At 55.1% G+C, this 18,434-nt stretch carries 19 protein-coding genes; 10 read left to right on the top strand and 9 right to left on the bottom strand.

The genetic code is table 11. The features are described 5' to 3' along the window. Positions 1–3 precede the first annotated feature (3 nt). The 3 genes from hemX to hemC are packed head-to-tail and all read right to left on the bottom strand — an operon-like array spanning position 4 to position 2,829. A complete protein-coding gene (gene hemX, locus AC2A1E_RS07340) occupies positions 4–1,128 on the bottom strand; it encodes a uroporphyrinogen-III C-methyltransferase (protein ID WP_484383207.1) in 1,125 nt (374 codons plus the stop codon). A gap of 22 nt (positions 1,129–1,150) precedes the next feature. Further along, positions 1,151–1,891: a uroporphyrinogen-III synthase gene (gene hemD / locus AC2A1E_RS07335; RefSeq protein ID WP_484383206.1), complete on the bottom strand. Its 741-nt coding sequence runs from the start codon at positions 1,889–1,891 to the stop codon at positions 1,151–1,153. After that, positions 1,888–2,829: a hydroxymethylbilane synthase gene (gene hemC, locus AC2A1E_RS07330; RefSeq protein WP_484383205.1), complete on the bottom strand. Its 942-nt coding sequence runs from the start codon at positions 2,827–2,829 to the stop codon at positions 1,888–1,890. The genes hemD and hemC overlap by 4 nt, the downstream gene beginning before the upstream one ends. 302 nt (positions 2,830–3,131) lie before the next feature. On the opposite strand from hemC, the gene AC2A1E_RS07325 reads away from it, so the two are divergent. Continuing rightward, the gene (locus AC2A1E_RS07325; protein ID WP_484383204.1) at positions 3,132–5,687 is read left to right on the top strand and encodes a class I adenylate cyclase; all 2,556 of its coding nucleotides are present in this window, start codon (positions 3,132–3,134) and stop codon (positions 5,685–5,687) included. Between the two features lie 37 nt (positions 5,688–5,724). Beyond that, positions 5,725–5,916 carry a hypothetical protein gene (locus AC2A1E_RS07320; RefSeq protein ID WP_484383203.1) on the top strand — a complete coding sequence of 64 codons (192 nt, stop codon included), beginning with the start codon at positions 5,725–5,727 and terminating at the stop codon, positions 5,914–5,916. A 21-nt stretch (positions 5,917–5,937) separates the two neighbouring features. On the opposite strand, the gene cyaY is transcribed toward AC2A1E_RS07320, so the two are convergent. Further along, positions 5,938–6,258 carry an iron donor protein CyaY gene (cyaY, locus tag AC2A1E_RS07315; protein WP_484383202.1) on the bottom strand — a complete coding sequence of 107 codons (321 nt, stop codon included), beginning with the start codon at positions 6,256–6,258 and terminating at the stop codon, positions 5,938–5,940. Between the two features lie 78 nt (positions 6,259–6,336). Here cyaY and lptM point away from each other — a divergent pair, with 78 nt between their 5' ends. The 6 genes from lptM to uvrD all read left to right on the top strand — a co-directional run bounded on the left by lptM (position 6,337) and on the right by uvrD (position 12,118). Further along, positions 6,337–6,510, top strand: coding sequence for an LPS translocon maturation chaperone LptM (gene lptM / locus AC2A1E_RS07310; protein ID WP_459400835.1), 174 nt, complete (start codon positions 6,337–6,339; stop codon positions 6,508–6,510). 92 nt (positions 6,511–6,602) lie between these two features. Further along, a complete protein-coding gene (gene dapF, locus AC2A1E_RS07305; protein ID WP_037400951.1) occupies positions 6,603–7,427 on the top strand; it encodes a diaminopimelate epimerase in 825 nt (274 codons plus the stop codon). Beyond that, positions 7,424–8,128: a DUF484 domain-containing protein gene (locus tag AC2A1E_RS07300; protein WP_484383201.1), complete on the top strand. Its 705-nt coding sequence runs from the start codon at positions 7,424–7,426 to the stop codon at positions 8,126–8,128. Before dapF ends, AC2A1E_RS07300 begins: the two co-directional genes overlap by 4 nt. Next, positions 8,125–9,036, top strand: a complete 912-nt coding sequence (gene xerC / locus AC2A1E_RS07295; RefSeq protein WP_484383200.1) for a tyrosine recombinase XerC — start codon at positions 8,125–8,127, stop codon at positions 9,034–9,036. Before AC2A1E_RS07300 ends, xerC begins: the two co-directional genes overlap by 4 nt. Next, complete coding sequence (gene yigB, locus AC2A1E_RS07290) at positions 9,036–9,767, top strand: 5-amino-6-(5-phospho-D-ribitylamino)uracil phosphatase YigB (RefSeq protein ID WP_484383199.1); 732 nt, start codon at positions 9,036–9,038, stop codon at positions 9,765–9,767. Before xerC ends, yigB begins: the two co-directional genes overlap by 1 nt. A 188-nt stretch (positions 9,768–9,955) precedes the next feature. Then, entirely contained in the window at positions 9,956–12,118 is a 2,163-nt protein-coding gene (uvrD, locus tag AC2A1E_RS07285) for a DNA helicase II (RefSeq protein ID WP_484383198.1), read from the top strand. A gap of 93 nt (positions 12,119–12,211) precedes the next feature. On the opposite strand, the gene AC2A1E_RS07280 is transcribed toward uvrD, so the two are convergent. Then, positions 12,212–12,700: a WbuC family cupin fold metalloprotein gene (locus AC2A1E_RS07280; RefSeq protein WP_484383197.1), complete on the bottom strand. Its 489-nt coding sequence runs from the start codon at positions 12,698–12,700 to the stop codon at positions 12,212–12,214. Between the two features lie 570 nt (positions 12,701–13,270). On the opposite strand from AC2A1E_RS07280, the gene corA reads away from it, so the two are divergent. Next, positions 13,271–14,221: a magnesium/cobalt transporter CorA gene (corA, locus tag AC2A1E_RS07275; protein WP_484383196.1), complete on the top strand. Its 951-nt coding sequence runs from the start codon at positions 13,271–13,273 to the stop codon at positions 14,219–14,221. 70 nt (positions 14,222–14,291) lie between these two features. On the opposite strand, the gene AC2A1E_RS07270 is transcribed toward corA, so the two are convergent. Together AC2A1E_RS07270 and AC2A1E_RS07265 are read right to left on the bottom strand one after the other, a co-directional pair. After that, positions 14,292–14,717 (bottom strand): hypothetical protein, encoded by a 426-nt coding sequence (locus AC2A1E_RS07270; RefSeq protein ID WP_484383195.1) that lies wholly within the window; start codon positions 14,715–14,717, stop codon positions 14,292–14,294. A 22-nt stretch (positions 14,718–14,739) separates the two neighbouring features. Further along, positions 14,740–15,489, bottom strand: coding sequence for a zeta toxin family protein (locus AC2A1E_RS07265; RefSeq protein ID WP_484383194.1), 750 nt, complete (start codon positions 15,487–15,489; stop codon positions 14,740–14,742). Positions 15,490–15,663: 174 nt separating this feature from the next. Here AC2A1E_RS07265 and AC2A1E_RS07260 point away from each other — a divergent pair, with 174 nt between their 5' ends. Then, positions 15,664–16,755, top strand: a complete 1,092-nt coding sequence (locus tag AC2A1E_RS07260) for an AbrB family transcriptional regulator (protein WP_484383193.1) — start codon at positions 15,664–15,666, stop codon at positions 16,753–16,755. A 1-nt stretch (position 16,756) separates the two neighbouring features. Here the strand turns inward: AC2A1E_RS07260 and rarD are convergent, their stop codons facing one another. After that, on the bottom strand, positions 16,757–17,644 hold the full coding sequence (gene rarD / locus AC2A1E_RS07255) for an EamA family transporter RarD (protein WP_484383192.1): 888 nt from the start codon (positions 17,642–17,644) through the stop codon (positions 16,757–16,759). A 235-nt stretch (positions 17,645–17,879) separates the two neighbouring features. Then, a complete protein-coding gene (locus AC2A1E_RS07250; RefSeq protein ID WP_459400845.1) occupies positions 17,880–18,350 on the bottom strand; it encodes a thioesterase family protein in 471 nt (156 codons plus the stop codon). Positions 18,351–18,434 lie beyond the last annotated feature (84 nt).

The following is an 18,434-nucleotide window of genomic DNA, read 5'->3' as shown; positions in this document are numbered from 1 at the left end:
GGCTTATCCCTCCTGGTGAGTGGCAGGCGCCTGGGCTAACAGATTGCGTACCCGGGTCTGCATCAGTTTTTCCAACAGCGGCTGGCTCTTCAGCTGTTGTGGCACATCCATGGAAATCGACTGTTGGCTAAGATTGTCCAACTCATCCAGGAAGGCTTTGGTGGCCGGATCGGTAGTATCGAAGTAGGCGCGTACCCAGGTAGAAACGGTTTCCAGCGACTGTTTATACACTTCGTTCTGATGACGAGGGATCGCCTGTGCCGCTACCAGTAGGCGCGAACGGATATTTTCACGCAGATAGATATCCTGGTTCGGTGCCAGCAGCGGTTCCGCATTGGTATCACGGCGGCGGATGGTGACGAAGTCAGCCATAAAGTTGTGCCAGCTCTTAGTCAGGTTCTGGCGCCATTCGCTTAATGAACTGGAAAGCTCACTGCTGTCTTGGTCCATCGGCGTTTCGTCTTTGTTGTTATCCGCCAGGCGCAGATTATCTACCTGATTGGAAAGCTGATTTACCTTTAGAATAATGCCGTCAAAATCCACTTGGGCAACGGCGGAGAGTGAGCCGATATCTTCAGTGATGGCGCGGCGAATGTCGATCAGGCTGGGATCGTTCATCTCTGCCAAGCTGGCGTCGGCACTTTTGAGCAGCGTGGCCGCGGTGGTGACATCCTGATCGCTCCACAGCTTACGGCCAGCCATTTTCACCAGGAAGTCGGCCTGGGCCAGCAGCCAGGTTTTGGCATCGCTGCCGGAAATGGTGGTGACTTTCTCCTGCAATTCATTCAACTGGCGGGCCAGGGTGGTTTGCTCGTGATCGGTAGCATCCAGCGTTTTAGCCTGCTGCTGCATTAACGCTTCCAGCGCATTTTTCCCCTGCAACTGGTTTTGTCTTAGCTCGGTCAACTGCTGCACCAAGGCCTGGTTGGCTGCGATCAGCGCCTGCGCCTGTTTGTGCGTGTGGTAATAGCCGCCAACACCCAGTGCGATGACCAGTACGATAGCGATCGCACCCAGTACCGGGCCGGTACTTTTACCTTTACGGTGGTCAGCGTCTGGCTGTTGGGGGCTCTTGACCGCAAGGGTTGGCTCTTCAACCGGGGCGGATGGAGTGTTTTGTTCCGTCATAGTGGCACATCCCATAGTCTGGTTATTGTAGCGCGCGCATCAGCGCGTCATTATCAGCATTATCAGCTACCCGAATCGAGCTCCAGCCCAATTCTTGCGCGAGGGTCGCCAAACGTTCACTGACGACTATCAGGTGGCAGCGTAACAGCCATGAAGAACGATAGTAATCAGGAACTAAAGTATAGAGCTGTTGTAACATTTCACCGCTGGTCACTACCAGCGTATTGACACCGGCACGCTGCCAGTGGGCACTCTGTTCTGTGCCATCATAGTGAACCGGGCTGCGCTGGTAGCATTCATAATAGCGGACAGCAGCACCGCGCTCAGTCAGCGTGTCACCCAGCAGCTCGCGGCCACCGTTGCCACGCATGATCAATGCCTGTTTGCCTGCCAGTTTCTGCAAGGCCGGCAGCAGCAGCAGCGTTTCACTGATTTCACGTTCGCGTGGATACTCTACCGGCAGGCTGCTGATACGATGCATCGCCAGCGCGGTGGTGCGGCCTATCGCATAATAAGATAAGTGGGTAGGCCATTGAAGTCCGGCACGGTTGATCACGGAATTGGCATAGCTGACGGCGTGCTGCGACAGCACAAACACCAGATCGCCTGCGCTCAACTGGGCCAGCGCATCGGGTAGCTTAATCAGGTCCGCTCCTGGGGCAAAATCGATCAGCGGCGCATGGTAGGCAACCCGGCCGAGTGCGCGCAGGCGGCCCACCAGCTGTTCTCCTGCCGGAGAAGGGCGGGTTACCAGAATGGTCATGCCGGGGGATTTCCCTGATAAACGTCATGCAGGATTTCACGGGCACCGGCGGCCAGCAGCTCTTCTGCCAGTTCAACGCCCATCTGCTCGGCCAGAGCGGCCGGGCCGCGGCGTTCACCGCGCACCATCTGGCTGCCGTCTGGCGCGCCGACCAACGCACGCAACCACAGCTGATCGCCTTCCAGTTCAGCGTAGCTGCCGATCGGCACCTGACAGCCGCCTTCCAGCCGGGTATTCATCGCCCGTTCAGCACGAACGCGGATTTCTGTGGCGCGATGGTTGAGCGGTGCGAGCAGGGTGCGAGTAACGTCGTCGTCAAGGCGGCATTCAATACCCACTGCACCTTGGCCGACGGCGGGCAGGGATTCTTCTGCTCTTAGCGGGCAACGGATGCGTTGCTCCAACCCCAAGCGCTTCAACCCGGCGACGGCCAGAATAATGGCGTCGTAATCGCCGTTATCCAGCTTAGCCAAGCGAGTGCCCACGTTGCCGCGCAGATCGCGCACGATCAGATCCGGGCGACGTTCACGCAGCTGGCACTGGCGGCGCAGGCTGGAAGTGCCCACCACGCTGCCCAGCGGCAGTTGGTCGAGAGAAGCAAAACGGTTGGAAACAAAGGCATCGCGCGGATCGTCGCGCTCGCAAATGGTCACCAGCCCCAAGCCGTCAGGGAAAGCGACTGGCACATCCTTCATGGAATGGACGGCGATATCCGCTCGGCCCTCCAGCAGAGCCAGCTCAAGTTCTTTCACGAACAGGCCTTTACCGCCGACTTTGGCCAGCGGCGTATCCAGAATAATGTCGCCGCGAGTCACCATCGGCACCAGTTCTACCTGCAGGCCAGGGTGGCTTACCATCAGACGCTGTTGCACATAATGCGCCTGCCACAGTGCCAGTGGGCTTTGTCGGGTGGCAATTCGAATAATTTTGTCTAACATGCTGGTTACCGTTTTTATAATTCGCCGTCCATCCTACCACTGAGCACGAAAACTGTCAGTGTCAGAAGCCACAGGCGGAGAAAGGACAACGGAATCAATGAGACGTGAGGGAGTGTTGGGGCCAGGCAAATCGTTTAAAGAGGCGCGAGAATAAGTGTGTCGCTTTACCTCCTTTACGGTCAATCGGCAAGGTGTTAGATTGATCACGTTTCCAGCAATAAGTCGTCAAATATTCTTCTAAACTAAAGACGCGGATGGAATACGGGTTTTTTTCAAGTACCAGGATAATCAGGCGAGACGTCTTGTACCTCTACATCGAGACACTGAAACAGAGACTGGATGCGATTAACCAATTACGTGTTGATCGTGCCCTGGCGGCCATGAAGCCCGCGTTCCAACGGGTGTATAGTCTGCTGCCTACCTTACTGCACCATCACCATCCACTGATGCCGGGTTACCTCACGGGTAACGTTCCCCACGGTGTATGTCTCTACGCCCCTGATGAAACCCAAAAAGATTATATTGCTGATTTAGAAGACAAATGGGGCAGCCCGTTTGAGCAAATGGCCTGCGGTGAACTGCCGATCACCGGCGTTTACACCATGGGCAGCACCTCGTCGATCGGCCAGAGCTGTACCTCGGATCTGGATATCTGGGTGTGTCACCAATCCTGGCTCGATAACGAAGAGCGTAACCGCCTACAGCAGAAATGCAGCCTGCTGGAAAAGTGGGCGGCCTCGATGGGAGTGGAAGTCAGCTTCTTCCTGATTGACGAAAACCGTTTCCGCCATAACGAAAGCGGCAGTTTGGGGGGCGAGGACTGCGGTTCTACCCAACATATTCTGTTGCTGGATGAGTTCTACCGTTCTGCGGTTCGTCTGGCAGGGAAACGCATCCTGTGGAATATGGTGCCGGGTGAAGAAGAAGCGCATTACGATGAATATGTCCTGTCGCTGTATGCGCAGGGGGTATTAACGCCGAATGAATGGCTGGATCTCGGCGGGTTGAGCACGCTGTCAGCCGAAGAATACTTCGGTGCCAGCCTATGGCAGTTGTACAAGAGTATCGATTCGCCTTACAAAGCGGTGTTGAAAACGCTGTTGCTTGAAGCCTATTCGTGGGAATACCCCAATACGCAACTGTTGGCGATGGATATCAAACAGCGTCTGCATCAAGGGGAGATTGTCTGCTTTGGCCTCGATGCCTATTGCATGATGCTGGAACGCGTTACCCATTATCTGACACAAATCAACGATACTACCCGCCTCGATCTGGTCCGCCGCTGTTTCTACCTGAAAGTTTGCGAAAAACTGTCGCTGTCCAAAGCCTGCGTCGGCTGGCGGCGAGAAATTCTGGGTCAGTTGGTCAGCGATTGGGGCTGGAGCGAAGAGCGCCTGGCGATCCTGGATAATCGTGCCAACTGGAAGATCGAGCGCGTCCGCGAAGCCCATAACGAACTGCTGGACGCGATGATGCAAAGCTATCGCAATCTGATCCGCTTTGCCCGCCGTAACAACCTCAGCGTCAGCGCCAGCCCGCAGGATATCGGGGTTTTGACCCGCAAGCTGTACGCCGCATTTGAAGCGCTGCCGGGTAAAGTGACGCTGGTGAACCCGCAGATTTCGCCGGATCTTTCGGAAAACGATTTAACCTTTATTCACGTACCGGCGGGCCGCGCTAACCGCACCGGCTGGTATCTGTATAACCAGGCTCCGGCCATGAGTGCAATCGTCAGCCATCAGCCGCTGGAATATAACCGCTACCTGAACAAGCTGGTCGCCTGGGCGTATTTTAACGGCCTGCTGACGCCGCAGACTCGTTTGCATATCAAGAGTGGTGATATCTGCGATCCTGCCAAATTGCAGGAGCTGGTTGCTGATGTATCGCATCATTTCCCGCTGCGTTTACCCGCTCCAACGCCGAAAGCGCTGTATAGCCCTTGTGAAATTCGCCATCTGGCGATTATCGTCAATTTGGAAAACGATCCGACAGCCGCCTTCCGCAATCAGGTGGTGCATTTTGATTTCCGCAAACTGGACGTGTTCAGCTTCGGCCAGCAACAGCAATGCCTGGTTGGCAGTATCGATCTGCTGTACCGCAACTCGTGGAACGAAGTGCGTACCCTGCATTTCAGCGGTGAACAGTCGGTGCTTGAAGCGTTGAAAACCATTCTGGGCAAAATGCATCAGGATGCCGCGCCGCCAGAGTCGGTAGAGGTGTTCTGCTACAGCCAGCATCTGCGTGGCCTGATCCGTACCCGCATTCAGCAGTTGGTTTCTGAGTGCATTGAGTTGCGTCTTTCCAGTACTCGCCTCGAACCGGGCCGTTTTAAAGCGGTGCGTGTCGCCGGGCAAACCTGGGGGCTGTTCTTTGAGCGCCTGAGCGTGTCGGTGCAAAAGCTGGAGAACGCGGTGGAGTTTTACGGTGCCATTTCTCACAACAAACTGCATGGCCTGTCGATCAAGGTGGAAGCCGATCAGGTGCATCTGCCAGCGGTGGTGGATGGCTTTGCCAGCGAAGGGATCATCCAGTTCTTCTTCGAAGACACCAAGGATCAGAAAGGTTTTAACATCTATATTCTGGATGAGTCGAACCGGATTGAGGTCTATCACCACTGTGAAGGCAGCAAAGAAGAGCTGGTGCGCGACGTCAGCCGCTTCTACTCTTCATCGCACGATCGTTTTACCTACGGTTCCAGTTTCATCAACTTCAACCTGCCGCAGTTCTATCAGATTGTGCAAATCGATGACCGTACCCAGGTGATCCCATTCCGCAGTAATACGTTATCGAGCCTGTGTGTCACGCTTTCTGACGGTAATCCCGCCCAGCCTCTAAAACAGCAATTCCAACTGAATTAGCCTTTGGGTCTTTGAATAAGCAAAAGAGGAGAATGTAATGAGCGAACGCAATATTTTTGCAGAGCTTCAAGAGGGAATGGAGGCTTGGGGATTGTATAACGAGTGTTTGAAGGCCGATTCTGGCAAAACAAGCGGTATTGTTGATCAAAATGATCGACAGATACCCCCAAACTCTTGTAGAGCTGGCCACGCTTTAAATATTGCCAACTCGTTGTCTGGGGCGCGATGATCCGCGCCCCTTGGCAAGATCTCAACCAAAACTGACCGCTTCCCCTGCTTGAGCGCTGGCGGCTTCGCTAAGCAATGCATAGAATTCACGATCGCTGCGATCGCAGAACCAGGCACCTTCACGGTGGTTAAAGTGATAACCCCCGGTTTTGGTGGCCAGCCACACCTGATGCAACGGCTCCTGGCGGTTGATGACAATCTTGGTACCGTTTTCGAAGCTCAGCGTCATGACGCCGCCGTTAGTTTCGTAATCGATGTCCGCATCGCCGTCAAAATCATCCAGTGTCTGTTCAATATCAAGCATCAGTTGGTCGGCTAACTGGTGAAACTCGCTGTCGTTCATATTCGATTCCTATTGCTTTTCATGATCCACCTGCGATTATAGTGAGCTTGGACGCATGAATTACAGGCATTAATGCAAATGAAAAAACAACTACGCTATGCGCTGATGGCCGTTCTGCTGGCCGGGCTTTCTGGTTGTGGTCTGAAAGGCCCGCTGTATTTCCCACCTAATGACAAACCAGCAGCACAACCGACGACAAATGCTGATAATGTAGGCAAAAATCAACAACAAGCCGCTGGCACTCAGCAATAACCGTCGATGAGCAACCCGTCACAACCTACTTACGGTGGCCGAGGTCACCGTGGATGTCAGACGGATAGCGCGTCCAGATAGCGGAGTATGATATGCAGTTCTCCAAAATGCACGGTCTGGGTAACGACTTTATGGTGGTCGATGCCGTAACACAGAATGTCTACTTTTCACCTGAACTGATCCGCCGCTTGGCCGATCGGCATTTGGGCGTTGGCTTTGATCAGATGCTGATCGTAGAACCGCCTTACGATCCAGAACTCGATTTCCATTACCGTATTTTCAATGCTGACGGCAGCGAAGTGGCGCAGTGTGGCAACGGAGCCCGCTGTTTTGCCCGTTTTGTGCGGCTGAAAGGGCTGACCAACAAGCGTGATATCCGCGTCAGCACCCAGACTGGGCGTATGGTATTGAGCGTGACCGACGACGATCTGGTTTGCGTCAACATGGGTGAGCCGAACTTCGATCCGCAGATCGTGCCATTCCGCGCCACCAAGGCAGAAAAAACCTACATCATGCGCGCAGCGGAGCATACTGTGTTATGTGGTGTCGTCTCGATGGGCAACCCGCACTGTGTTTTACAGGTGGACGATGTCAAAACCGCCAAGGTCGAGTTTCTCGGCCCGGTGTTGGAAGGGCACGAACGTTTCCCTGAACGCGCCAACATTGGTTTTATGCAGGTGGTGAGCCGCGAACATATCAAGCTGCGTGTTTACGAGCGTGGCGCAGGCGAAACGCAGGCCTGCGGCAGCGGTGCTTGTGCGGCGGTAGCGGTCGGCATCCAACAAGAATTGCTTTCAGAAGAGGTACATGTAGAACTGCCGGGTGGCAGCCTGCATATCCGCTGGAAAGGGCCGGGCAACCCCTTGTTTATGACCGGCCCTGCGACCCATGTCTATGACGGATTTATTCATCTATGAAGAGCGTAGAGAACCAGGCAGTGACGGATATTGAGCTTGATGACGATACCGTCATGCAGTATCTGCTACAGAATCCCGATTTCTTTATTCGCAATGCGCGTCAGGTTGAGCAAATGCGCGTGCCGCACCCGGTGCGTGGCACGGTGTCGCTGGTGGAGTGGCATCTGGCGCGGCAGCGCAACCACATCACCCAGTTGGAAGAAGAGATCACCTTGCTGATGGAACAGGCCAGCGGCAACGAAACGCTGTTTGCCCGTTTGCTGCATTTGCAGGCCGATCTGGCTACCGCCAGCAGCCTGCAGGATATGCTTAACCGCTTGCAGCGTTGGGCGCGCGGTTTTGGTCTGGCGGGGGCTAATATCCGTCTGTTTAACGATCGCTGGAACATCGGTGCGCCATCTGATTTTACCCATCTTGGCCTGGCGCGTTCGGCGTTTGAACCCTTGCGTATTCAGCGCTTGGGCAGTCAAGCGCATTATCTCGGCAGCCTCAATGGCCCTGAACTGTTGCTGCTGTTACCGCAGGCCAAGCAGGTGGGTTCGGTGGCTCTGTCATTGCTCGGGGAACATGGCGAACTGGGCATGGTGATTTTCAGCAGCCGTGATACGCAACATTATCAGCAGGGGATGGGCACCGTGATGCTCGACCAACTGGCGCGCATGTTGCCGGAACTGATAGAGCGCTGGATCGAACGCGCATGACGCTCTCAGCGGCCAGCCTGCAACCGCCGGTGGACGCTTTCCTGCGCTATCTGAAGGTAGAGCGCCAGCTCAGCCCACTGACCCAAATCAGCTATTCGCGCCAACTACAGGCGCTGATTGCGCTGGCGACCGATCTCGGCGTCAGCGCATGGCCGATGCTGGATGCCGCCCGCGTGCGCCAACTGGCGGCACGTAGCAAACGGGCCGGGTTGCAGTCTTCCAGTTTGGCGTTACGTCTTTCGGCGCTGCGCAGCTTCTTAGATTGGCTGGTCAGCCAAGGCGTGCTGAGCGCCAACCCGGCGAAAGGGATCCGCACGCCGCGCAGTGGTCGCCATCTGCCGAAAAATATCGACGTTGATGAAATGAATCAATTGCTGAACATTGATCTCAACGATCCGCTGGCGGTACGCGATCGCGCCATGCTGGAGGTGATGTACGGTGCCGGGCTGCGTCTTGCCGAACTGGTAGGGCTGGATTGCCGTTATGTTGACCTGGTCGCCGGTGAAATCTGGGTGATGGGCAAAGGCAGCAAAGAGCGCAAACTGCCGCTCGGCCGCATGGCGATCACTTGGCTGCAACATTGGCTGGCGCTGCGCGATCTGTTTGCACCAAGCGACGATGCGATGTTCCTCTCCAACCAAGGTAAACGTATTTCGGCGCGCAACGTGCAGAAGCGTTTTGCCGAATGGGGCGTCAAGCAGGGGGTTAACAGCCATATTCACCCGCACAAGCTGCGCCACTCTTTTGCCACTCATATGCTGGAATCCAGCGGCGATCTGCGCGCGGTGCAGGAGTTATTGGGCCATGCCAACCTGACCACCACGCAAATTTATACCCACCTCGACTTTCAACATCTGGCGAAAGTGTATGATGCTGCGCATCCACGCGCCAAACGGGGGAAATCCTGATGCATTTTTACCGTCCACTGCGCCCGCTGGCGGCGTTGACCTTCGATCTAGACGATACGCTGTATGACAATCGCCCGGTGATCAAACAGACCGAGCAGCAGTCGGTGGCTTTTTTGCAGAGTTATCATCCGGGGTTGAGCAGTTTCCAGTCGGCGGATTTTCACCGCCTGCGGCAGGAGCTGCGTGAACAGGATCCGGAGATTTACCACGATGTCACGCAATGGCGCTGGCGTGCGGTCCATTTGGCGCTGAGCCGTCAGGGGCTGCGCGACGCTGAAGCTGCGATAGGTGCGGACGCGGCAATGCAGAATTTTGCCCTGTGGCGCAGCCGTATTGAAATACCAGAGGCCACCCATGCCACGTTAAAGGCGCTGGGGCAGCGCTATCCGCTGGTGGCGATCACCAACGGCAACGCCGATCCGGCGCTGTGTGGGTTAGAGGGTTACTTCCAGTTTGTGTTGCGATCGGGGCCAGATGGCCGCGCCAAACCGTATCAGGATATGTACCAGTTGGCCGCCGCAAGGCTGGGCGTAGCGCCAGCGCAGATCCTGCACGTTGGCGACGATCTGACCACCGATGTGGCTGGCGCACTGCGTTCGGGCCTGCAAGCCTGCTGGATCAACGATCGGCAACGCAGCCTGATGCAGGCGGATGACAGCCGTTTGCTGCCACATATTGAGATTTCGCAGTTGGCATCGCTGACAGCATTGTTATCTCCCCTTCATACTTGAAGCCGCAGCTGTGTTGGCTACGTGCGCTCACCTCAGTCACTTACTTGAGTAAGCTCCTGAGGATTCACGCACTTGCCGCCTTGCTGCAACTTCAATTATTTCGGGTATAATCCCAGTTTGAATCTGTATAAATCTCCAGTGGAAAGTACGCAAAATGCACACTTTCCCTTTACCAATTAATGGTGCCTATGGACGTTTCCGATCTGCTCGACAGCATGAATGATAAACAACGTGAAGCCGTGGCTGCGCCACGCAGCAACCTGTTGGTGCTGGCGGGCGCGGGCAGCGGAAAGACCCGGGTGCTGGTGCATCGCATCGCCTGGCTGCTGGCGGTGGAGAACTGCTCGCCGTATTCGATCATGGCGGTGACCTTCACCAACAAGGCGGCGGCGGAGATGCGCCACCGCATTGAACACCTGATTGGTACCAGCCAAGGCGGCATGTGGATCGGCACCTTCCACGGGCTGGCACATCGCCTGCTGCGTGCCCACCATATGGACGCCAACCTGCCGCAGGATTTCCAGATCCTCGACAGCGAAGATCAACTGCGCCTGATCAAACGTATCGTGCGTGCGCTGAACATCGACGAGAAGCAATGGGCACCGCGTCAGGCGATGTGGTACATCAACGGCAAAAAAGACGATGGTCTGCGCCCGCAACACATCGAAAGCTACGGCAATCCGGTAGAGGCCACCTGGCTGAAGATTTATCAGGCCTATCAGGAAGCCTGCGATCGGGCGGGGCTGGTGGATTTCGCCGAGTTGCTGCTGCGCGCTCATGAACTGTGGCTGAACAAGCCACATATCCTCAATCATTACCGTGAACGTTTCACCAATATTCTGGTGGACGAATTTCAGGATACCAACCGGATTCAGTACGCCTGGATCCACATGCTGGCGGGGGATAAAGCCAACGTGATGATCGTGGGTGATGACGATCAGTCAATCTACGGCTGGCGTGGTGCGCAGGTGGAAAACATTCAACGTTTCCTGAAAGATTTCCCAGGGGCGCAAACCGTCCGGCTGGAGCAGAACTATCGCTCCACCAGCAATATCCTCAAAGCGGCTAACACCCTGATCGCCAATAACGACGGGCGACTGGGCAAAAACCTGTGGACCGAAGGGGCCGAAGGTGAACCGATCTCGATCTATTGCGCCTTCAATGAGTTGGACGAAGCGCGCTTTGTGGTCAACCGTATCAAGTCCTGGCAGGACAACGGCGGTGCGCTGAATGATTGCGCCATTCTGTACCGCAGTAACGCCCAATCGCGCGTACTGGAAGAGGCGTTGCTGCAAACTGCGATGCCGTATCGCATTTATGGCGGCATGCGCTTCTTCGAACGCCAGGAAATCAAAGACGCGCTGGCCTATCTGCGCCTGATCGCTAACCGTAACGACGATGCCGCTTTTGAGCGCGTGGTGAATACCCCAACGCGCGGCATTGGCGATCGCACGCTCGATGTAGTGCGCCAAACGGCGCGCGATCGGCAACTGACGCTGTGGCAGGCGACGCGCGCGCTGTTGCAGGATAAGGTGCTGGCGGGCCGTGCGGCCTCTGCGTTGCAACGCTTTCTTGAACTGGTGGATTCATTGGCGCATGAAACCGCAGAGATGCCGCTGCATGTGCAAACTGATCGGGTGATCCGCGATTCCGGCTTGTTCATCATGTATGAGCAGGAAAAAGGTGAGAAAGGTCAGGCGCGCATCGAAAACCTGGAAGAACTGGTGACGGCCACCCGCCAATACAGCTATCAGGATGAAGATCAGGATCTGATGCCATTGCAGGCGTTTCTCTCCCATGCCGCGTTGGAGGCGGGCGAAGGTCAGGCGGATGCTTATCAGGACGCGGTGCAACTGATGACCCTGCACTCGGCCAAAGGGTTGGAATTCCGCCAGGTGTTTATCGTCGGCATGGAAGAGGGCATGTTCCCGAGCCAGATGTCGCTGGATGAAGGTGGCCGCCTGGAAGAAGAACGCCGCTTGGCGTACGTCGGCGTAACCCGCGCGATGCAGAAACTGACGCTGACCTACGCGGAAACCCGCCGCCTGTACGGCAAAGAGGTGTATCACCGCCCATCACGCTTTATTGGTGAAATCCCGGAAGAGTGCGTGGAAGAAGTGCGCCTGCGCGCCAGCGTTTCGCGCCCGGTGAGCCACCGCCGCATGGGGACGCCAATCAGTGAGAACGATACCGGTTACAAACTGGGCCAGCGCGTGCGCCATCCGAAATTTGGTGAAGGCACGATCGTTAACCTGGAAGGCAGCGGCGAACACAGCCGGTTGCAGATTGCGTTTCAGGGGGAAGGCATCAAGTGGCTGGTGGCGGCATACGCCAAGCTGGAAACCGCTTAATATACGGGGTGAACACTGCCAGCCAGGCGGTCTGCTCGTTATCCCCTGGAGCTTATGGTCAGTGACAGGGGATAACGAGTGCAGCCAACAACGCTACGATTTGAAAGACGACGGGGAAAAGCGATCGCCGATTTTGGCGGTGGCATACCAGCGCATCACGGCGGCAGTCCCCTCACCCCCCTCCGGTGGAGCCCAAGCCATACAATCCTCTTCTGCCAGCGCGCGATAAGGGCCTTGTTTCACTTCAAACACCACACCACCCGGATCGACGGACAGCACGGCATGCCAGGTCGATGCGGGCATCTCCAGCACTTTGGTTTCTTCGCCCAGCAGGGTGCGTTGGGTAACGACGCCGTCGTCATTGAACTGCAACACCACAAAACGGCCGCGCAGCGGAGTCAGTAATTCCCAGGTTTGCGGATGGCGATGCGGGCGGATATAGGTACCCGGCTCCATAGCGATCGCCAAGCGTTGCACCGGATCGCTTAACTCCTCATGCAAAGTGCGGTGCGCGCGCAGACGTGCTACTGTGGCGGCCTGCTCGCTCATGGTTGTCAGGTCGTGGGCGGTAATCTGTTTCATAAGGTTATTCCGCAAGGGTTTTGTGCCCTAATCTTAGCAATTTTCCGGGGTGCAGTCAGAGATCGCCGCGTGTTTTTCGACAGCGCCGGGTCCCCGTTGGCAAATTGTTACAGCTCCACAGCCAGCGTGATGAATTGTTGCGCAATTATCCTGTCTACGTGTTGACAGGCTTTTTCTTCTCGGCGTAACATGCGCGCACTATTATCAATGAGGACACATGCCTTGGACACACCCAGTAGATACTGGCTCAATGACCTGGACAACAACAGGTACAACTTCTAAGGCTATCCCATCGCGCTGATACCCTTCGTGGTTGTCGGCGACCTTCTTTAGTGTCGCTCTGAGTCAGATCTCTTCATGGTCTGGAACGAGCTGGTAATCAATTCCTCCCTCGATTTCTGTGCTTCAACGCGTTGTCTCTATACCCAAAATAATTCGAGTTGCTTGTCGGCGGCAAACGAGCAAATCCCCAGGAGCATAGCTAACTATGTGACTGGGGTGAGCGCAGCCAACACCCAAGCAACTTGAAGTATGAAGGGCATACCCGTCACCATAGGGGAGTTTTGGCACATGCTAAGCGCTTTTCAATTAGATAACGGCCGCTTATCCCGTCTGGAGTTGGATGACTCAGACGATTTGACCATGTCGCTGTGGGTTGACCTGGTTGAGCCAGAGGAGGGCGAGCGTGAGCGCGTGCAAACCGAGTTAGGCCAAAGCCTGGCAACACGCCCGGAACTGGACGACATCGAAGCCTCCGCCCGTTTCTTTGAAGATGAAGACGGCCTGCATATCCACTCCTTTTTCTACTTTGAGGATGCCGAAGATCACGCGGGTAACTCCACGGTGGCCTTCACCATCCGTGATGGCCGCCTGTATACCCTGCGTGAGCGCGAACTGCCTGCGTTCCGGCTTTATCGTATGCGTGCCCGCAACCAGAGAATGATGGAGGGTAACGCTTACGAGCTGTTGTTGGATCTGTTTGAAACCAAGATCGAACAACTGGCTGATGAGATCGAAAACGTCTATAGCGATCTGGAAAAACTCAGCCGGGTAATTATGGAAGGCCATCCAGGGGATGAATATGACGCAGCGCTATCAACGTTAGCGGAACTGGAAGATATTGGCTGGAAGGTGCGGCTGTGTCTGATGGATACCCAGCGTGCGCTGAATTTCCTGGTGCGCAAGGCGCGTTTACCAACCGGCCAGTTGGAGCAGGCGCGTGAGGTGCTGCGCGACATCGAATCCCTGCTGCCGCACAACGAATCGCTGTTCCAGAAGGTGAACTTCCTGATGCAGGCGGCGATGGGTTTTATCAACATCGAGCAGAGCCGCATCATCAAGATCTTCTCGGTGGTGTCGGTGGTGTTCCTGCCGCCAACGCTGGTGGCCTCCAGTTACGGGATGAACTTCGACTTTATGCCGGAGCTGAAGTGGTCATTTGGTTATCCAGGGGCCATTCTCCTGATGCTGTTGGCGGGGCTGGCGCCTTACCTGTATTTCAAGCGTAAGAATTGGCTGTAAACTGAAAATGTCCGCTAAGGAAGGGGCATTTTTTCTTATTTTCACGTTACAACCTGTTATTGGTTTGGATTTAGCCTTTGTGCATCTTTTTTTTCAAACGACTGGAGTTATCTTTAGGCGAGGTTTGGTTCCTGGCCTGGCTTAGGACGCTGTTTGCCAAGCTGGAAGCCCCAGAAGAGTTCCGGATAGAACGTATCCTCGCGTTTGGAGATGCAAGCTGGCGGGTGTGAGATGCCGCAACCCGCGCCCACGATTCAATCCCCATTTCAGCGCAAGGAATGGGTTTTTTGACAGCAGTGACAACAGTTTTTATCGGCTGAACGCCTTCTACAGCAGCTTGGATGCTGCTGTTATAGTGGGACGCTATCGCCTCAGCTTGAATCGCAAACATGTCGGTGACAATCTGTTGCATCACATGTTCTGCTTCTTCGTCCACAACTTCACCAAGAAGCTCTTCCAGCGAGTAGTCGCGCTCGGCAATGTAGTGTTTTGGCATAAAACCTCCTGAGACTGAGCAATTAGTATACTACAACGGCATCCAGTTCTGCACTCGTGTAAGCCATTGGTGCAATGTCGTCCAAATGTATGATGTCTACATTACGATAAAACCTCTGTATTACGGATGGAGGTTGATGTTGGATGATTTCATTAACAACTTGTTTTGGTTGGATACCAGATTGTGGAATATTGACAATGACATTGAGAATAATACGGTTTTTAAATTCCTCTTTTCCCATAATTTTTCGCAATGTTTCCCGGCATGCTATCAAGTTTTTCTTGAACGTCTCGGGCCTGATCCTTCTTTGCCGAGTTTTGACAAAAGCCCAGGCAATTTGAGGGTCTGAATAAACATAAGTGATGAAAATACGATAATTATATTTAAGCGCATTCTCTATGTTTTTTCTCGCGGGTTCGAAATGTGCAAAGTTGGTATCGATAATCAGGTGATACCTATCCTTCATCGCTTTTTCGATAAAGTGCGTGAGAAGATGTGTTGCCGCGGAATTAAACTCCTCTGAATTATGTCCGTTGTATCCAGCAAAAAAGGCTCTATATTCATCAGGATCAAGGACAAGATTCCTCTTTGACTTAGCCACCAAGGTTTTAACGTACTCACTTTTACCTGCTCCTGGTGCGCCAGCAGTGAAGTTAACCATTGCCCTTGATGGCTCAACATGTGCAGTAAACTCTCTGTATTTATCTTCCTTGATTTGTTTTGCCTTTCTTAAGGCAGCCTCGCCCAATGGCGTTAATGGTTGTTCAGCCAATTTGACTCTCCCTGTTCATTAACTGAGCATCATAGACAGACGCCATTTATTCCTCAAGGTTGCAGTACCCGTTAAGAGCAGGTGTAGTCATAGTGACAAAATCTGTACTCCTTAGCCTGCTAAATAAGAGTAGAATACTGCCCTTATTTAGCAGTCCGTAAGGCATGGGTTTTGATGGAGCGTTTCCCCCCTTTAGTTCAATGGTTGATCCTGTTACTGGCTTCGCTGGTGTTGGGTTTTGGCTTGCAGGTCTTCCACATTCCCGCCGCATTGCTGCTGGGACCGATGATTGTCGGTGTCGCTATGGGGTTGCTCGGTGCTTCAGTACGCATTCCCGAACCCTTTTTTATTGCCTCGCAGGCGGTGTTGGGCTGCATGATTGCCCAAAGCATTTCCCCTGCCATTATTACCCCTCTGCTGGCTGACTGGCCGCTGGTGCTGCTGGTGTTGATCGCAACGCTGATGGCCAGCGGTCTCTCGGGCTGGTGCTTGGTGCGCTTCAGTGATTTACCCGGTTCGACCGGCGCATGGGGATCTTCCCCCGGCGGCGCGTCTGCCATGGTGGCGATGGCAGGGGATTACGGGGCGGATGTTCGGCTGGTGGCGTTTATGCAGTATCTGCGCGTGCTGTTTGTCGCCACCGCGGCGGCGATGGTGGCACGCATCGGCTTGGGTGATGAGGCTGGGCACGGCAGTGTCGATCTGGTGTGGTTCCCACCGCTTGACTGGCGCTTTCTCGGCACCTTGGCGATTGCTGCCGCAGGTTGCTGGCTGGGCCCACGCCTGCGCATTCCTTCCGGTTCGCTGATGCTACCGATGATTATCGGTGCGGCGTTTCACGCTACTGGCACCATGACGCTGCAGGTACCGGAGTGGTTGCTGGCGCTGGCTTACACGCTGATTGGCTGGAGCGTTGGCTTGCGTTTTACCCGGCCGATATTTTTGCTGGCGTTGCGTACCTTGCCGCAGATGATGGTGTCAATCATCGGGCTGATGCTGTTTTGCGGCGGGCTGGCCTGGCTGTTGACGCAGTTTCTGTCGGTCGATCTGCTGACGGCCTATCTGGCAACCAGCCCGGGTGGGCTGGATACCGTGGCCATTATTGCCGCTGGCAGCCGGGTGGATATGTCATTTGTGATGGCAATGCAGACGCTGCGTTTGTTCACCATCCTGCTCACCGGCCCGGCGATGGCGCGGCTGATTACCCGGCTCTCGCCCACTCTTGAACAGAATCCCAAAAAACCGCAGCAAGCCCGGCAGCGCTGAGTTAACGCCGCTTGCGTTGGTGGTAGAGCGCATCCAAAGTGAACAGCAGCAGCGCAGCCCAGATAAAGCCAAAGGTGACCAGTTTGTCACGGCCAATGGTTTCATCATAGAAGGTGACGGCCAGCAGGAACATCAGCGTTGGCCCCAGATATTGGAAGAACCCGAGGGTGGAGAGGCGCAGGCGGGTGGCCGCTGCGGTAAAGAACAACAGCGGCACCGTCGTCACCACTCCGGCGGCGGCCAGCAGCAGGTTCAGCGACCAAGGGTTGGCGCTCAGGTGGCTGGTTGGGCTGTCGGCGATCAGGAACAGGTAGGTCGCGGCCACTGGCAACAGCCACAGGGTTTCGATCAGCATGCCGGTTTGTGCATCAATAGCAATTTTCTTGCGCAGCAGGCCGTAGAAAGCAAAGCTGAAGGCCAAACCCAGCGCGATGATTGGCAGCGAGCCGAATTGCCACAGCTGTAGCAGCACCCCGGTAAACGCCAGCGTGACGGCCACCCACTGCATGCGGCGGAAACGCTCGCCGAGAAACAGCATCCCCAGCAGAACGTTGACCAGCGGATTGATAAAATAGCCCAGGCTGGCTTCCAGCATATGATGGTTATTCACCGCCCAGATAAACAGCAGCCAGTTGCCGCCTACCAGCAGTGCGGTCACCGCCAGCAACAGCAGTCGTTTGCGGTTCTTGCAAGCGGCGCGCACCTGCGGCCAGTGATGCCCCAATGACACCAATAACAGCATAAAGAAGAATGACCAGATCACCCGATGGGTGAGGATCTCGTCGGCAGGCACCTGCTGGATCAGCTTGAAATAGGCCGGGGCAATACCCCAAATAAAGTAAGCGGCCAGAGCAAAAAGAATGCCCTGCCGCGTTTGTTTCACATCCATGACAGTTACCGGGTGGGGAAAAGAAGATGCGGCGATTTTACTTGAAGAGGGCAGGTTGTGTCCCGTCATTACGGGACACAATTTAGAACCTATCCCAGTAGGCGTAATTGGCGCAGCCAGTTTGGACACGGACAGCGCGCAGAAACCGGAGCGTACACGTAGTACGTGAAGATTTTGAGCACTGCCCAGGGCCAAAATGGCAAGTGAAATAGCCCTAATGGGGTAGGTTATTAGCTTATCCCACCAGATACGTGGCGGTAGCACTGGCGATATGTAAACCATCGTGGTTGTGCAGCTCAACGCGGGCGACGGCGACTTTGTTGCCGCTGCGCAGCACGCTGGCGGAGGCAGTAAAATGCTCACCACGGCCAGGGCGCAGATAGTCGACGCGTAAATCGATGGTGCCCATGCGCGAGAGGCGTGAAGCCAACTCTTCTTCGATCAGCGGATCCTGGCGCATCAGCACGCTGCCGACGCAGACCAATCCGGCGGCCACATCCAGAACCGAGGCGATCACGCCGCCATGCAGGATATTCTGCGCGGCATTGCCCACCAGTTTAGGCTGATTGGTGAAGGTGAGTTCGACAATGTCGTCGTCGAAGCGGCGTAGTTCTAGCCCCAGCTCACGGTTAAACGGCATGTGGTAGACAAAGATCTCGCCTATTTTCTGGCGTGCGGCTTCTAGGGTGAGTAGTGTATGCGACATAGTTCCTTTCTTCTTAACTGTTGTGACTGGGCTAACTGGTCAGTCCAGGTTAATCATTTGTGGATTTTATGCTTATTTTTTGTT

This window comes from Serratia sp. HNCC26DJ206 (genome assembly GCF_057180605.1).
Note: the sequence above shows the minus strand (reverse complement) of the source record. Positions and strands in the feature narration are given on the sequence as shown.

Bases quoted from the DNA above. Each gene is read 5' to 3' on its own strand.
- hemX (WP_484383207.1), bottom strand. From the start codon at position 1,128: ATGACGGAACAAAACACTCCATCCGCCCCGGTTGAAGAGCCAACCCTT.
- hemD (WP_484383206.1), bottom strand. From the start codon at position 1,891: ATGACCATTCTGGTAACCCGCCCTTCTCCGGCAGGAGAACAGCTGGTG.
- hemC (WP_484383205.1), bottom strand. From the start codon at position 2,829: ATGTTAGACAAAATTATTCGAATTGCCACCCGACAAAGCCCACTGGCA.
- AC2A1E_RS07320 (WP_484383203.1), top strand. From the start codon at position 5,725: ATGAGCGAACGCAATATTTTTGCAGAGCTTCAAGAGGGAATGGAGGCT.
- cyaY (WP_484383202.1), bottom strand. From the start codon at position 6,258: ATGAACGACAGCGAGTTTCACCAGTTAGCCGACCAACTGATGCTTGAT.
- lptM (WP_459400835.1), top strand. From the start codon at position 6,337: ATGAAAAAACAACTACGCTATGCGCTGATGGCCGTTCTGCTGGCCGGG.
- dapF (WP_037400951.1), top strand. From the start codon at position 6,603: ATGCAGTTCTCCAAAATGCACGGTCTGGGTAACGACTTTATGGTGGTC.
- AC2A1E_RS07300 (WP_484383201.1), top strand. From the start codon at position 7,424: ATGAAGAGCGTAGAGAACCAGGCAGTGACGGATATTGAGCTTGATGAC.
- xerC (WP_484383200.1), top strand. From the start codon at position 8,125: ATGACGCTCTCAGCGGCCAGCCTGCAACCGCCGGTGGACGCTTTCCTG.
- yigB (WP_484383199.1), top strand. From the start codon at position 9,036: ATGCATTTTTACCGTCCACTGCGCCCGCTGGCGGCGTTGACCTTCGAT.
- uvrD (WP_484383198.1), top strand. From the start codon at position 9,956: ATGGACGTTTCCGATCTGCTCGACAGCATGAATGATAAACAACGTGAA.
- AC2A1E_RS07280 (WP_484383197.1), bottom strand. From the start codon at position 12,700: ATGAAACAGATTACCGCCCACGACCTGACAACCATGAGCGAGCAGGCC.
- corA (WP_484383196.1), top strand. From the start codon at position 13,271: ATGCTAAGCGCTTTTCAATTAGATAACGGCCGCTTATCCCGTCTGGAG.
- AC2A1E_RS07270 (WP_484383195.1), bottom strand. From the start codon at position 14,717: ATGCCAAAACACTACATTGCCGAGCGCGACTACTCGCTGGAAGAGCTT.
- AC2A1E_RS07260 (WP_484383193.1), top strand. From the start codon at position 15,664: ATGGAGCGTTTCCCCCCTTTAGTTCAATGGTTGATCCTGTTACTGGCT.
- rarD (WP_484383192.1), bottom strand. From the start codon at position 17,644: ATGGATGTGAAACAAACGCGGCAGGGCATTCTTTTTGCTCTGGCCGCT.
- AC2A1E_RS07250 (WP_459400845.1), bottom strand. From the start codon at position 18,350: ATGTCGCATACACTACTCACCCTAGAAGCCGCACGCCAGAAAATAGGC.